Here is a 14,291-nt window from a genome sequence, read left to right on the forward strand (position 1 = left end):
AATTTCCGCGCAGCGTTAGGGGATTCACTTCGCACATCCGAATCGAGATATCACGGAGGCCGCAGTGATTCAATTCATCGGTTTGATCGTCGAGATCGTCACCAGTCTATTGTCCGGCGCTCCGGCGCACGTCACCGGCGCGCCGGCCGGAGTCAGCGGCGGCGGCCCGGTCGGGCGGCCGCTCCCTCATCCGCAGCCCATTTCCGTACGGCCCGCGATCGTGCCCATCCCTTCTCGACAAGCGCACGACGAAGTCAATTAGTCGGAAGCGGACCCACGCGTACGCGGTTCGGATGCGCCGCGCTTATGGCAGCGACGTCGCTTGCGCTGAGGTCGAGCGTCAACGCGGCCGCGTTGGCCGCCACGTGCGACAGACGCGAAGCTTTTGGAATCGCGAAGACCGACGGATCACGCGTGAGGTAGCTCAGCGCGACGGCGTGCGGCGTCACGCCGCGCTGCCGCGCGATATCGGCTAAGACCGCGAACTTCTTGTCGTCTGGGTCAAGTGCGGGCTGGCCAAGCGGCGTGTAGGCCACGAGCGCGCAGCCGTACTCGCGCACCCAAGGTAATTCGTGATCCTCAACCGTGCGTTCGTCCAGATTATAGAGCACTTGGTCGCACGCGATTTTGTGCGTGGCCAGTCCTGCAGCAGCTTCGCGAAGATCCCACGGGTCGAGATTGCTGACGCCGAACGACCGGATCTTGCCTTCATCGACGAGCCGCTCGAAGGCGGACATCGTCTCCCCGATCGGCACGTCGCCCCGCCAGTGAAGGAGATAGCAGTCGAGATAGTCCGTGCCGAGCCTGCGCAGCGATCGCGCGCACGCACCCGCAACACCCTTTGCGTGCGCGTTCTGCGGCAATACCTTTGAGACGATGAAGAGCGACTCACGCGCCACGCCGCGGATTGCTTTTCCTACCAGCTCTTCCGACTTGCCGGCGCCGTACATCTCAGCCGTGTCGATGTGCGTGAGTCCGAGTTCGATCCCGCGCCGAAGCGCATCCGGATCGGGGACGGGCCAAGATCCTTGACCGATTCGCGGAACGAGTGGGCCGGACGGGCCAAACGGTTTAGTTGCTTGCAAGCGCCGCCGCCCGGCCCGGCTTGAGATACTCCTCGAAGCGACTGACGGCGGCAGGCATGTCTCGACGGCCGAATCCCACGCGGAAGTGCGCGTCGCCGAATTCAAGCTCGGCGCTCGGCAACAAAAGCACGCCGCTTTCTCGGACCACGTCGTCGCAGAATTTCGCGGTGCCCGAAGCGCCCTGATATCGCACAAGACCCACTGTGCTCGCGCGCGGCCGCTGCCATCGGAACAGATCGCCGTGGCGTTCCAAGAACGCGTCGAGGAGACGAAGATTTGACACGACGAGCTCGAGGCTTCGTCCGTGCAGTTCGTGCCGGTTGCGAAGCGCGATGCCGGCGAGGAACTCGTCTGTGGCTCCGTTGCAAAGGCTCAGGTAGTCTTTGAGGCGCGCCATGCGCGTGAGCAGATCCCGCTCGCGCGATACGGCCCAGCCCACGCGAACGCCGGGCAGACCGAACGTCTTCGAGAGGCCGCCCACCGAAATCGCGCGCTCGTACAGATCGACCGCGCCGGGCAGGCGTTCCGCCGGATATTGTTCGATGAACCGGAAGATCTCGTCGCTGAACAGCAAGATGCCTCGTTCGCGCAATAGCGCGACGACGGCGTCGAGCGTCGCCCGCGCCATGAGATATCCCGTGGGGTTATGGGGCGCGGTGATCATGACGGCCTTGGTGTTCGGGCGCAGCGCGCGTTTGAGATCGTCGACGTCGAGTTCCCATCCTCGCCGTTCGTCACCGCACCATAACGTGACATCGCAGCCGATGCTCTTGGCCACTTCGTAATGCGACTGATAACACGGATGGTGGACGATCACGTGGTCGCCCGCCTCAAGCGCGCAGGTCATGAAGGCGAAGATCGCTTCCGAACTTCCGGCGTGCAGGAGCACATCGTCGGGCTGCACCCGGTCGAAGAGAGCGGCGACTCCGGCCCGGACCGAAGCGGCGCCGTTTGCCTCGACGTAGCCGAGCCGGAGCGCCGAACATTTCTCGCGTGCGTCGGCCTCCAGGCCGAGCAGTTCGGCGAGCGAGAGCGCTTCGCAGTCGGACGTGCAGAGCAGATACGGCGCGGCGAACTCGTAGCGCGCGAAATATCTTTCCAGCTTGAATGGTGCGAGCGTCATGCGATCGGCTTCAAAAACCGTCCGCCGGCGTGTGCCGCGCGCAGAGTTCGAGATTCGTGCCGACGGCGTCTTCGAAGAACACGGCTGGATAGCTCGCCATGTCTTCGGAGAGCTCGATGCGCTTTGCGCCTAACTCGTGCAGGCGTTCGTGCATGCGATCGAGTTCGGTCCGCGACGCAACCCGAAAAGCGATGCGCGTCTTCGTCGGCCGCATGTCCGGATCTTCGATGATCCCGATGAAGAACGACGCCTTTCCGGGTTCGACTTCCTCGTAGTATTCCGCCACGTTGTATGGGCGTTCGTCGCTTGCCTCAAGCCACTCGCCGCCGGCATCGACGTGCGACCGGCGTTTGCGAGGCAGACCGATCTCCGGAAGAAACGCGTCGTAAAACGATTCGACCGCGGGAAGCGATTTCACCCGGACATCGATATGGTCGAATCCATGGAAGGAGTTGGGCATGCCGAAGAATTGTCCCAAGCCGTTTGCCGCACCTTGGGCAGATTTCGGCGCGCATTTAACTTGCGGCGCGGCGCCGCGAAATCTCCCGGCGAAGGCCCTCGTCTCCTCGCGCCATCGACCACTCGTGATTCCACGCGAGGAGTGGCCGAAGAAACGGCGAGAGGACGCGAAGCCAGAACTTCTCCAATCTCACTTTCCACGAATATTCGACATCGACGCCGTTCGCGTGCGCGTTCAACCGCCAAACGCCGCGCCCGACCAAGTCGCCGGTGGAGTCGATCGTAGATCCGTCAGGATAGCGCTCCTCCACAACCGTGTAGCGGAACTTGAGGGTGTATGGAAGGCGCGCCTTGCACGTGCAGTCTGCGACCCGGCCAAGTCCGTGCTCCGAACCCGGCTGTACGATTCTGACTGACCTGAAAAGCTCCGGCCACCACGTGGGCAAGGACGCCGTATCTTCGAGGATGTCGGCGACCTCCGTGATCGACGAATCTTCGAAGCGCCACTTGCTCAGAAAGTCATATTCTTGGACGGCCACCGCACGTCGTTTGAGGTGAGTTCGGCAAAGCCCTCGGCGTGCGCAAGAACCGGATAGCCGGCCGGATTGCGCTGCGCTACACTGCAGACATGAAATCACTGACCATCATCGCGATGCCCACGTCGCACGCGCAAAAAGTGCGCTCCCTGCTGCACGACGAATTCGGCAACGAGCTAGCGCCCGAGATCTCGGACGGCAGCGGTCCGTGCCGCCATTGCCTGCGCTATGCAAGCGCCGGCGACCCGCTCCTGCTCTTCTCGTATAGGCCGTTCGACAAGTCAGCGCCGTATCAAGAAATTGGACCTGTCTTCATCCACGCGAACGGCTGCCCGCGCTTTCCGAGCGACGGCGGTTTCCCTGAAGATTTCAGCCGGCGGCCGTTGATTCTGCGGCCTTACGATGCGAGCGACAAGATCCACGACTCGCAGGTATTCGCCGAGGCCGGGGGCGCAGAAAGCGCAGCGCTCGCGCTCCTCGCCGATCCGGCCGTTGCATACGTCCACGCGCGAAGCAGCACGCGAGGCTGCTTTATGTTCCGCATCGAGCGGGCCGGGGCCGGCACTTCCTAGCGATAGGAATAGCTCGGATACCACTCTTCTCGCCCGCTCGGCAACAGGTCGAGGAGGTTCCAAACCGGCGACAGCAGATCGAGGCCCCGGAAGTTCTTCTCATTCATCATCGCGAATTTTTGATAGAAGTGACGGATCACGCCCTTCTTGTCGCGAGTGAAGACGCTGATCGTGGGCGCTTGGTCACCGTCTGTGTCTTCGGCATTGAAATCTCGGTTGAACGTCGTGCCATAGCTCGAAAGCAGCCGGATGTTGTCCCAGCCTCGGCCTTTGCCCCATTTCTTGAATTTCGCAGCCGGCGCTTTGGCGACTAAAACGATCTTCGCGCGATCGCCGACGTGTTGCGCGATGGCGTTGTACCCGTCGGCCCACATGTTGCACATCCGGCACGGTTTTTCGTCTTCGGGCGCATACATGAAGTGATACAGAATCAATTCGTTCTGGCCGCGCCCGAAGAGTTGTGAAATCTTCACCGATTTGGATCCATCGCGGAACACGTAATCTTTCACGATCGGGCCGGGCGGTAACGCGCGGCGCTTGGCAGCGACCTTCTCGGCGTGATCCTTGAGCGCGATTTCATCTTTCAGCAGCGCCTGAACGCGTTTCGCGCGGTTGGACGGCTTGGCGGGCATGAGCACCTCCTCTATCTGACCTAGTGGGCGACGGTTAACCTACTGGTTAACCGAATTCCTGCTGTGGCGAACCATCGACGCGCTGGAAGACGGGTCGATCATCTCTTGTCGCGTATGCGCACGCGTAGAATCGCGACTTCGGTTTGCACGGCCTCGTCGTCTTGGTCCAGCGTCGTGAGCGCGACGCGCATGGTGCCGGCGCGCCGGCCCGGCGCGGGCGGATCGAGCGCCTGTACTTCTCCCCGGACCCGCAGTGTCGTCCCGGGACGCACCGGCTTAAGCCACCTGAGATCGTCTACGCCGAGACCGAGGATTCCGGTCGCGCGCAAGACTCCGCTTTCGACGAAGAGACGCATGGTGACGGCGGTCGTGTGCCAACCGCTTGCGACCAAGCCCTTGAACGGGCTACTCATGGCCGCTTCCGCATCGAGATGCCAAGGCTGCGGATCGAAGACTCGCGCGAAGTCGACGATGTCGGCTTCGCTCACCAGAATGCTTGCGGTGTCAAACGTGTCGCCTACGGCAAAGTCTTCGAAATAGCGGTCCGTCATATGCGATCGTTCACCGCGCTGCGCGGACTTCTCCTCGAACGGCGCATCCTAAACCACCGCCGTCGACACCGCCGGCATCCTGCGATCGCTCGGAGCGACGGTCGGGGCGCCTCACTTGTCTACACTCCACTAATGTAGGAGGGCAAGCTCGTACTAGGGCAAGCATCGCTTGCCCAGTTGGGTGAGCGCTGCTCACCCTAGTACGCGTTGCTCACCCTCCTACGGACAGAAGCTACGTGCCCTTTTCCGCGCCGATATACGTGACGAGCTTGAGCACGAAAGCCGGTCTCGTGCTCAATTGACTTGGATCACCGTAGACCGCGTACAGCTCGTAGTGGCCGAAGCGCTTGTAGTACGCGGCCGTGACGTTTCGCGCGTCGACGAACGACGGGCTTGCGTCGATCGGCGGGGCGATGCCGATGATGCGGCGCGCTCCGATCGAAAACGATTCATCGGGATTGAACTGATAGGTATAGCTCGCGCGTTCCAGCCACTGCGTGTCGACGCCGCCGCCCGCGTCAGGCGTGAAGTGCGTCACGTCGCCCTCTAGACTCAGGACACCAAGTCTGTCGATGCGCGTGGCAGCCGATTGGAAGAGCGATGTCAACGATCCGGCCGCGAAGCGTCCTTTGAAGTACGCGATTGACGAAGGCGAATTCGTGTTCTCACCGTACGCAACGCTGCCGCCGTTCTGGTTGAAGTCGTAGCTGTTGCCGTCGTTGAGCACGAGGTACGAGTCTCCGACGAATGCGCTGTACGTGAACTGCGTCTTCGTCGTCACGGTGAGACTCGGACCCGTATCCGCTTGGTTGAGCCCGCCGAAAGGCGCGCCGTGATAGCGATCGACGTTGTAGGTGAATATGGTGGATTGGACGGGCGAATCGGGCCCTCCCCGCCACTCCTTCTCACCGAAGACCGCGTACCCGGCGACGCCGGGATGCTGGTTCAGACCGTCTGCGGGATCGTACTGCGACCCGATGTCGCGAACGGCCGCGAACACGCCGGTGCTCTCGACGTTGGACGAAGTGCCAACGCCGAATTCGCGCCAGAGACCTTGCCCCGGGTCGGTGACATTCGTGCCGCTGTCCATCCCATACGTGCCGTACCAGAAACCGTTCTTCCCATTGTTGCCGCGTATTTGAAAATTGTTCACATCGTCGACGAATCCGGGTTCGTAGAGAGAGACCCGCTGATATTCTTCACCGATCGTGTGCGCGGCATTCGAATATCCGAGCACGCCGGCCACGTCTTGCCGGCCCGCGTTCACGGCGTCCAACATCGAGAACCGCAAGAGGTCCTGACGTCCCTCCAGTGCATAGCCTCGAGACGGTGTTGGTATGCCGGGAGTGTACAAGGAGATGTTCACGAAACAACTATTGCAATCGAAGCTGTTGAACTCGTTTCCGCCTTGGGTGAAAAATGGACGGACTTCTTGGAACTGGCGCGCGAACGCGGTGGGCGAAATCGTCTGCTGGTCGAGTTCGACGTTGGAGAAATCCGGATGGAAGGTGGCGACAAGCGACGCGGTCGGAGTGACCGGCAACGCGAGATCCACGCCGGTCCGAGACGTCGACCCGCCCGCACTTGCCGCACCGGCCTGCCCAAGCGCGTAGACGGCGATGCGCGGTTTGGTGCGCGCAGCGCCCGTCACGCTCGCGGGACTGCGCACTTCTCCGGCAAAGCGCACATCGTCCGTCGCGTTTTGCGACGCGCCGTGCGCCCACTCGAACAGCTCGTTGGTCTCGTGCACGCGACGGTCGAATTGGACGAGCCAGGTTCCGGCCGATGCGCGCATCGCATTCAACGGAATGCGCATGGTGACGATGTAGCCGTCCGCCGTGCGTGTGGCGACCGACGTCCAGTGCGGGGCGAAGTTGTTGTTCTCGCCGGAGAATTCGTATCGCGTGCCCGCTGGATTTGAGATGAATCCGTATTCGAATCCGCCGGTGCCGGCGGGCCAGAAGTATACACGCACGACGTCGTCGCCGGGCATGGGAACGTCGTTCGTCCGTTGCGTGGCTGTCAACGTTTCGGTCTGATGAGCGACAAAAGCCACGTACAAATCCGCGGCGCTTGCGAGCACGTATACTTCGGTAGGTTGGCTCGCGGCACGGTTATGATTGAAATCCCACGCAAGCGTCGCCTTCGCTGCATGTTGCCACGCCGGGTCGCCAAGCGTGCCGTCGACCTTTGGCAACGTCGTCACCACCGGAACGTCGGCCAATTTGAACGGCTCTGCCATCGCAGGAGCGCATGCAAGCGCCATCCACACCGCGAGGATCGAAATGGCGAGCGCGCAGCGTGTACCCACCGCTAGATGATAGCCGCCCGGCAAGCGCTTGTCAACTAATTGTATAAGTGAATACGGCGGGTCAAACGGCGCCTCCCAGCCAAATCCAACGTTGATGCGGTACGATGGAACCAACATGAATAAGCCTTCGCGGCGCGCGCTTCGTATCTGCGCCCTGGCCACTGCGCTGTGGCTGCCGTTGGCTCAAACTCAAGCCCTCGCGATGTCGACGTCCAAAGAAGTCGCGCAAGGCAAGACCGAAAACGCGCAGATCGACGCCGAGAGCGTGGTCATCAAGGATCCGTTCCTCACGTCCTGGGTGGCGAGCGTCACCAACAAACTCGTCCAGTACCGTATCCGCAAAGACATCAACTATCAGTTCACGATCATCCAGGACGGAAGCATCAACGCGTTTGCGATCAAGGGCGGCTTTGTCCACGTCAATATGGGGCTGCTCAATTTTGTGACTGCGGACGATCAGCTCGCGGCCACGCTCGGTCACGAGATGGGTCACGTCGAGTTGCATCACGTGACCAAAGGCGATAACACCAATGCGATCCTGGCGATCTTGGAGGGAATACTTTCGATCGTTTCCGGGCCGGCCGGCATTCTCGGCAGCATCGGCGGCGAACTCGCGTCCGACAAGTTTTCCCGCCTGGACGAACTACAGGCCGATCATTACGGGTTGGGCATCATGGCGAAGGCGGGTTACGACCCGCATGCGGCAGTCGACGTCATGTATGGACTTGGATCGCAAGACCCCGGACCAGACGCGCGCGCCGACAAAGCGTTCTTGGATCACCCGGTGCCCAACGACCGCGTCGCGCATCTGCTCGGCTATCAGGAATTGGACCGGCCTTCGGCCAGCGCGCTGCTGGCTCGTGCCATCCATGACCAAATGGAAGGCCGGTACTCGTACGCGCGTGAGGTGCTCGTGCAAGTGGCTGCGGTCGACCCTAGCCCAGACCTGAACGAGCACAAGCAGGCGCTCAACTACGCCTTGCGCGACGGCGGCGCGCTGGCCGCGCCGGATAGCCGCGACTCTGCGCCCACCGTGCCCGCATCCGATCCAAAACGGGTTGCGGCGGTAAGCGCATTGAAAGCCGCTCAAGCTTCAGCCGACGTCACGCTGACCGACATCAAAAAACAGTCAGCCTCCGGTCTGCAAGATCTGAATTCGGTCGAGGATCAACTCCAACGCCTTTCGAGTGTGGCCGGAGATTTGGGCGGCGGCGGGTCATCAAATGCCGGGCCGCCGCCAATCGTCGCGACGCTGAACCGCGATCTCTCCGCCGTCGGCAATCTCACAAGCGACGTGCTCGGTACCGCGGCCGGACTGGTCGCCGGCAACAAGGACGCCTTGCACGATATGGCAGCGCCGTTTCAGGACCCGCAGCCGCTCACGCCGATGAACGCAAGTCTGCTCCCGTACTATCCGGTGATGACCGCGAACCTCGTCTCGTCCTCGGCCGCGCTGGCCGACTCCGTCGCCGTGAGCCGAGCGGCACTTGCACAACTGCAGAGCACGCTCATGAGTATGCAAGCAGCAACTCCGACAAATTCCGATTACGGGCCCGGTGGCGAGCCGGCTGCGTCGCCCGGGCCACACCATGCGCAGCGGATTCCCCCGATCATCCTGCAACTCGCGGCGGCCGCAGCGGCAGCGCACGCCTCGGCATCGCATGCATCCGACGAGATGTATGCGGCGCAGACCGCTCAGCTTTCATCGCAGCTTACGATGCTCGACCTGTTCTCTTCGCCCGAGCGATACGCCGCGTATCGCGCGGCGGTGGCGTACCGGCTCCCGGGGATCGAGTTGCCAGCCTATAGCGCAGCGGCGGCAAGCGGCGTGGCGCCGGGCGACCTCGGTTGCGCGGCATGGTACTCTTTTGAGACGCAGACGCCGATCAACTCGACGATCGATACATTGCGCTCGGCGGGCGCGAGCTGCGCCACCTTGGCGTTGGATCATCATCTGCTCGCGGAATCCATGGAGATCGCCGAGGGGCTGCTCTACGAGAATTACATAGAGACGCCATTGACGAAGCCGGCAGGGACGTAAAACTTTCGCGGTCATGTAGGAGGGCAAGCATCGCTTGCCCCGCTACGATAGCGTGAACGCCCGCATGGAGATCGACCCTGCGTCGAAACCTTCGACGATAAATCGCAGCGCATCGTCGTTATGCCGGATCCCCGCGGCATACAGCAGCGGGTAGTAATGATCTTCGTCCGGAGCCGCGAGTATCGCATCCGGATTCATCTCATAGTCGATCAGCGCCCGGTCATCGCGTCGTTCCAAAGCCGCCTTCGCGAATTCGTCGAAACGCACGGCCCACGGGAACGGCGCGGTCGCACTGAAATCGATGTGCTCGAGATTGTGCACGACGTTCCCGCACGCGATCACGAGCACTCCGCGCTCGCGCAGCGGTGCTAGACGGCCGCCGAGTTCGAAATGCCGCGCCGGCGGCTGTTCGGAATCGATGGCGATCTCGACGACGGGTATGTCGGCCTTGGGATAGAGATGAACGAGCACCGACCACGCGCCGTGATCGAAACCCCACGATGTGTCGAGGCGGACCGGCGTCGGAGCGAGCATTTCGGCGATCTCGGCCGCGAGCGCCGGATCTCCGGGCGCAGGATAGCGCACGTCGAACAGTGCTTTCGGAAATGCGCCGAAATCGTGGATGGTTTTCGGGTTCGGCTCGGCCGTGACTGCCGTCCCGGGCACGAACCAATGGGCTGAGATAACGGCGATCGCGCGGGGGCGCGGAAGCGCGGCGCCCAATGCCGCCCAGGCTCTGCTGAATTTCGTGTCGGTGATAGCGTTCATGGGGCTGCCGTGGCCGACATAGACCGCCGGCATGCGCGTATGGCTAGTGGTCATGCATCCCTTCCTGTGGGGCCGACCTTGTAGGAGGGCCAGACCGATGATAAACATCGGTCCAACAATTAATGTCGGCGCCGCTCACCTCTGTCACCTCTTGATTCTCCATCGTCATATAAGTATACAGCGCGCTGCGCCGGGCGCAATGGCCGCAAAGGAATCTGACGGCCGGCAGCGGATTGGTGCACCGGGGGATTTGATCGTGTCAACATGTTTGGCATTGGTCGCCGCTGCCGTGCTTGCTACGGCTGCGCCGGCCCCGGCGGCGAGCCCTACTGCGGCGGTTTCCACCGGCCCTCAAGCCGTGCAATACGTGCAAGTGCAATATCGCAACGTGCTCAAGACTGACGCAGGGCAGCCGGCCGTCAATCCCGTCAAGTCGCTCTTCCATTCGTTTCTTTCTAGCGTTCTGCATAATGTGCTGTCCAGCTTGAACCCCATAGCCGGATTTATCGCCGATAAAATCACGAACAGCCTGCAGAAGAAATCGCTTCCCCCTCCGCCCGACTTGCATGCGAAACCGAACGTCGATATCGTCGCCGAGTTCGAAGCGACGACGACGATAGCGCCCGCTCGCACGCGAACGGACATCGACAATATTTCAACGATCGTCCAGTGCGACAAGCAGCGGATCATCGTCGCCGACAACGATGCCAAGGTCTACACCACACAATCGTTCGACGATATGCTCAAGGACGCCGACGCAAGCGACGACGGCCCGGCCGTTGCCGACGACCCCAGCCAACAGACTATCGTCGCACAGCCGGACGATGGGACCGAGACGATCGCCGGGTTGTTATCCCGGCACGAACTCATCTCTGCGCCGGGGTCGATGTTCGGAACAGCGGTAACCGATCTTTGGTTCGCCGACGTGCCCATGCCGGATACATGCTCGACCGGGCCGCGGATGCCGGGAGTTGCAAATGCGCCGCAGGCGACGAGCAGCGCCGGAATCGTGCGCATTCCGTTGCGCAGCGTTCAATGGAGTGAGATGGACCTCACGGCGCCGCCTACTTCTGCGCCGCCGAGTTCTGCGCCGCCGCCGGGCGCGCCGGCTTCGCAGGCACCGTATCGGGATACTGTGCTGGACACTCCCGGCCTCGCGTGGGTCGAGACCACGTCGTTTACCCGGCTGCCGTATGACGCGTCATTCTTCGACGTGCCCGCCGGCTACGCGCTCGCAACGCCCGAACCGAGCCCGCCGCCTAACTAGCGTGCGCGAATCGGGAGGGCGACAAGAACCCGATGTCGAGCCGCGATGCCCCGTCGAGCAAGAGCTCCGCCACGATCTCGCCGACGACGGGCGCGAACTTGAATCCGTGTCCGGAAAAACCTCCGGCGACCACGATGCCCTCATCGGCAGGATGACGGCCGATCGCGAAATGCTCGTCGGGCGTGAGTGCGTACATACATGCTTTTGCGCTTCGGAAGGTCTGGCTTGCTCCGGGCAGCCACTCTTCAAGGGCGGTTTGGATAGGGATTATATCAGCTTCCGAGATCCCGCGTTCCAATTCGTCCGGTTTGGTGTAGACGCCGCGCGAATGAAACGCCGCCTTGACGCCGTCGCCAAAATCCGGCATTCCATAGATCACGTTTGGAAGGCCTTCACGGTCCAGCAGGAACGCGGGGCAACGATCCGCCGTGAATTGTGCGGTTCGAGGCGCGAACCATGCCTGCACGTTGCGCTGTACTTTGAGCGGAATGCCGGTCTGCGCGGCGATGCTCTCGAACCACGGTCCGACCGATAACACGAGGTGCTCTGCCTCGACGAAGGAGCCGTCATCGAGCGCGACTCGAAGCGTGCGAGGCCCGGTCCGATGCCAATCGGTCACGCGCACGCCGAATCGCATCTGCGCGCCGGCATCCGCCGCCGACTCGAGTAGAGCATGAACCGCACGTTCCGGAAAGATGATGCCGCCTTCACGCTCGAAGATCCCCACTTCGTCCGTGCGCGGACGGGCGATCGGATAGCGGCGGATGATGTCGGCGGAGGTGAGATATTCGACAGGAAGATGATGCCGTTCCGCGCTTCTGCGCGATCCTGCGATGACGTTGGTGGACTCCTTGCCCGCGAGCAGCAACCCGGTTATCGTCATGAGATGTTTGCCGGTGCGCGCCTCGAGGTCGCGCCACAACTCGTAGGATCGAAGGACGAGCGGCACGTATGCGACGTGTTCGAAGTAGGCTTGCCGGATCAATCGCGTTTTTCCGTGCGAAGCCCCTTGATCGTGGACCGGCCAGAATCGTTCGAGCCCCAGCACGCGCATGCCGCGACGCGCGCAGTTCGAGACGATGGAGCTGCCCATCACGCCGAGCCCGACCACGATCGCGTCGTAGCTCACGAGCGCTGTCCGCCGTCGGCCGTTTCGCGAAAGCGCGAAGCTTGCATGAGAAGCGAGCGCACATCGTCGTCGCCGACTTGCGCGAACGAGTCGTACCAGTTTCCGACGCTGACGAACGATGCCGGGCAGTCGACGCACACGAAGTCGTCGACGAGCTCGCGAATGGAATCCGCCGCCTCGCGCGCCGCGACCGGCACTGCGACGACGACGCGCGCCGGGTTCTGATTGCGAACGCATGCGATAGCGGCGCGCATGCTCGCGCCCGTCGCAAGGCCGTCATCCGCGAGGACGACGATCGCGCCGACGACGTCGATCGCGTGACGATCCTCTCGAAGCGCGCGGATCCGGCCCGGCAGTTGCGCCCGCGCTTCGGCAAGCGCGGCGTCGATGACGTTTTGCGAAATGCCGAGCCGCTGGACCAGCTCGTCGTTGACGACGTGTGAGCCGTCCGCGGCGACGGCGCCGAGAGCGAGCTCCGGATGCCGCGCAAGCGCGAGCTTGAGGACGACGATGAAGTCCAGCGGTGCGTGCAAAGCTTTGGCGATCTCGAATGCGACCGGTACGCCACCGCGCGGCAACCCGAACACGACCACATCATCACGCGATGAATAGCGGCCGAGGAGCTGCGCGAGCGATCGCCCGGCTTGCGCCCGGTCTTGGAATCCGCTCCGTGGTTGGCCAGGACTTGCGTTCATCGGGCCCTTTCGCGGTAGGCCGCCGGCCTCAAATTCGTGAACTGATTCACCAACGCCCTCGTAGTTCAGCGGATTAGAACGTCGCGCTTCGAACGCGAAAGTCGGGGGTTCGATTCCCTCCGAGGGCACCATGACTGATCTCATGCGTTCGGCGTTGCTTGCGGCGGCGGGCAATCGCGGCCTGCAACGGTTCGTCACCAAGCACGGGCGGCGGTTCGGCGCAGGCCGGTTTGTCGCCGGCGAAACGCTCGACGAATTCATGACCGTGGTCCAGTCGTGCAACGTGCGCGGTTTTCGCGTCGCCGCTGGATTATTGGGCGAAGACGTGCGCAGCGTCGCCGGCGCACAATCGGTGGCGCAAGAGTACCGGATCATCTTGGATCGTTTCTCGCAAGCCCGCGCAAGCGCGAACGTCGCTTTGAAGCTCACCCATCTCGGATTGGATGTGGACAACGAGCTCGCTTTTGCAAACGTAGCCTCGGTCGCCGCAAGAGCAGCACAGTTAGGCAATTTCGTGCGCATCGACATGGAGCAATCGAGCCACACCGGTGCGACGATCGAGATCTACCGCAGGCTCAGAACGCTCGGCGTCGACAATGTCGGCACGGTGCTTCAAGCATATCTGTACCGTTCGGAAGCCGACTTGCGCGCGCTCTTGCCGTTGAAGCCGAATCTCAGGCTTGTGAAAGGAGCTTATTTGGAGCCTCCGGCCATCGCCTATCCGAAGAAGCGCGATGTCGACCGCAATTATAGCCGCCTCATCGAGCTGTCGTTGAAGGAAGGCGGCTACACCGCGATCGCCACGCACGATGAAGCGATCATCGAGCGCAGCCTCGACTTCATCCAAAGGAATTCGATCCTCGACGGGTCGTATGAATTTCAGATGCTCTACGGCGTCCGGCCGCGGCTGCAGCAGTCGATGATCGAGCGGAGATATCCGGTTCGCATCGCGGTTCCTTTCGGCTCCGAGTGGTATCCGTACCTGATGCGGCGGCTCGCCGAGCGTCCGGCTAATCTCTTCTTCTTCGTCTCGTCGGTCTGGCGCGGATGACCGGCCACCTGACGTCGGGCGTGGTCTGCGCCACGTTGACGCCGCTCGACGATAACGGCGAGCCATGCATA

At 62.3% G+C, this 14,291-nt stretch carries 15 protein-coding genes and 1 tRNA gene; 6 read left to right on the plus strand and 10 right to left on the minus strand.

From position 1 onward, the window contains the following. Nucleotides 1-64: 64 nt before the first annotated feature. A complete protein-coding gene (locus tag VII69_08770; GenBank protein HEY5095192.1) occupies nt 65-262 on the plus strand; it encodes a hypothetical protein in 198 nt (65 codons plus the stop codon). On the opposite strand, the gene VII69_08775 is transcribed toward VII69_08770, so the two are convergent. From VII69_08775 to VII69_08790, 4 genes are read right to left on the minus strand one after another with little or no spacing between them, the layout of a single operon-like run. Next, a complete protein-coding gene (locus VII69_08775) occupies nt 255-1,085 on the minus strand; it encodes an aldo/keto reductase (GenBank protein ID HEY5095193.1) in 831 nt (276 codons plus the stop codon). The two genes, VII69_08770 and VII69_08775, sit on opposite strands and share 8 nt — an antisense overlap. After that, nucleotides 1,072-2,208, minus strand: a complete 1,137-nt coding sequence (locus VII69_08780; protein ID HEY5095194.1) for an aminotransferase class I/II-fold pyridoxal phosphate-dependent enzyme — start codon at nt 2,206-2,208, stop codon at nt 1,072-1,074. The genes VII69_08775 and VII69_08780 overlap by 14 nt, the downstream gene beginning before the upstream one ends. A 10-nt stretch (nt 2,209-2,218) precedes the next feature. Further along, nucleotides 2,219-2,668, minus strand: coding sequence for a VOC family protein (locus tag VII69_08785; GenBank protein ID HEY5095195.1), 450 nt, complete (start codon nt 2,666-2,668; stop codon nt 2,219-2,221). A gap of 55 nt (nt 2,669-2,723) precedes the next feature. Beyond that, nucleotides 2,724-3,206 carry a hypothetical protein gene (locus tag VII69_08790; protein HEY5095196.1) on the minus strand — a complete coding sequence of 161 codons (483 nt, stop codon included), beginning with the start codon at nt 3,204-3,206 and terminating at the stop codon, nt 2,724-2,726. Between the two features lie 38 nt (nt 3,207-3,244). Between VII69_08790 and VII69_08795 the strand changes: the two genes are divergently transcribed. Then, complete coding sequence (locus VII69_08795; GenBank protein HEY5095197.1) at nt 3,245-3,775, plus strand: DUF1203 domain-containing protein; 531 nt, start codon at nt 3,245-3,247, stop codon at nt 3,773-3,775. Here VII69_08795 and VII69_08800 read toward each other — a convergent pair. The 3 genes from VII69_08800 to VII69_08810 form a co-directional block, all read right to left on the minus strand. Further along, entirely contained in the window at nt 3,772-4,407 is a 636-nt protein-coding gene (locus tag VII69_08800) for a DUF899 family protein (GenBank protein HEY5095198.1), read from the minus strand. The two genes, VII69_08795 and VII69_08800, sit on opposite strands and share 4 nt — an antisense overlap. A 98-nt stretch (nt 4,408-4,505) precedes the next feature. Next, nucleotides 4,506-4,958: a MaoC family dehydratase gene (locus tag VII69_08805; GenBank protein ID HEY5095199.1), complete on the minus strand. Its 453-nt coding sequence runs from the start codon at nt 4,956-4,958 to the stop codon at nt 4,506-4,508. 232 nt (nt 4,959-5,190) lie between these two features. Next, nucleotides 5,191-7,386 carry a DUF5916 domain-containing protein gene (locus tag VII69_08810; protein HEY5095200.1) on the minus strand — a complete coding sequence of 732 codons (2,196 nt, stop codon included), beginning with the start codon at nt 7,384-7,386 and terminating at the stop codon, nt 5,191-5,193. Here VII69_08810 and VII69_08815 point away from each other — a divergent pair. Then, nucleotides 7,385-9,310: a M48 family metalloprotease gene (locus tag VII69_08815; protein HEY5095201.1), complete on the plus strand. Its 1,926-nt coding sequence runs from the start codon at nt 7,385-7,387 to the stop codon at nt 9,308-9,310. The genes VII69_08810 and VII69_08815 overlap by 2 nt on opposite strands. Nucleotides 9,311-9,352: 42 nt before the next feature. On the opposite strand, the gene ygiD is transcribed toward VII69_08815, so the two are convergent. Next, nucleotides 9,353-10,132 (minus strand): 4,5-DOPA dioxygenase extradiol, encoded by a 780-nt coding sequence (gene ygiD, locus VII69_08820; GenBank protein HEY5095202.1) that lies wholly within the window; start codon nt 10,130-10,132, stop codon nt 9,353-9,355. 202 nt (nt 10,133-10,334) lie between these two features. Here ygiD and VII69_08825 point away from each other — a divergent pair, with 202 nt between their 5' ends. Further along, a complete protein-coding gene (locus VII69_08825; GenBank protein ID HEY5095203.1) occupies nt 10,335-11,345 on the plus strand; it encodes a hypothetical protein in 1,011 nt (336 codons plus the stop codon). On the opposite strand, the gene solA is transcribed toward VII69_08825, so the two are convergent. Both solA and VII69_08835 read right to left on the minus strand, forming a co-directional pair. Then, on the minus strand, nt 11,338-12,474 hold the full coding sequence (gene solA / locus VII69_08830) for an N-methyl-L-tryptophan oxidase (protein HEY5095204.1): 1,137 nt from the start codon (nt 12,472-12,474) through the stop codon (nt 11,338-11,340). The two genes, VII69_08825 and solA, sit on opposite strands and share 8 nt — an antisense overlap. Further along, nucleotides 12,471-13,169 carry a phosphoribosyltransferase family protein gene (locus tag VII69_08835; protein HEY5095205.1) on the minus strand — a complete coding sequence of 233 codons (699 nt, stop codon included), beginning with the start codon at nt 13,167-13,169 and terminating at the stop codon, nt 12,471-12,473. Before VII69_08835 ends, solA begins: the two co-directional genes overlap by 4 nt. A 54-nt stretch (nt 13,170-13,223) precedes the next feature. Here VII69_08835 and VII69_08840 point away from each other — a divergent pair. After that, a tRNA-Arg gene (locus tag VII69_08840) sits at nt 13,224-13,300 on the plus strand. Beyond that, on the plus strand, nt 13,300-14,220 hold the full coding sequence (locus VII69_08845; protein HEY5095206.1) for a proline dehydrogenase family protein: 921 nt from the start codon (nt 13,300-13,302) through the stop codon (nt 14,218-14,220). Before VII69_08840 ends, VII69_08845 begins: the two co-directional genes overlap by 1 nt. Nucleotides 14,221-14,291: the final 71 nt, after the last annotated feature.

The organism is Candidatus Eremiobacteraceae bacterium (genome assembly GCA_036511855.1).
Lineage (GTDB): Bacteria > Vulcanimicrobiota > Vulcanimicrobiia > Eremiobacterales > Eremiobacteraceae > JABCYQ01.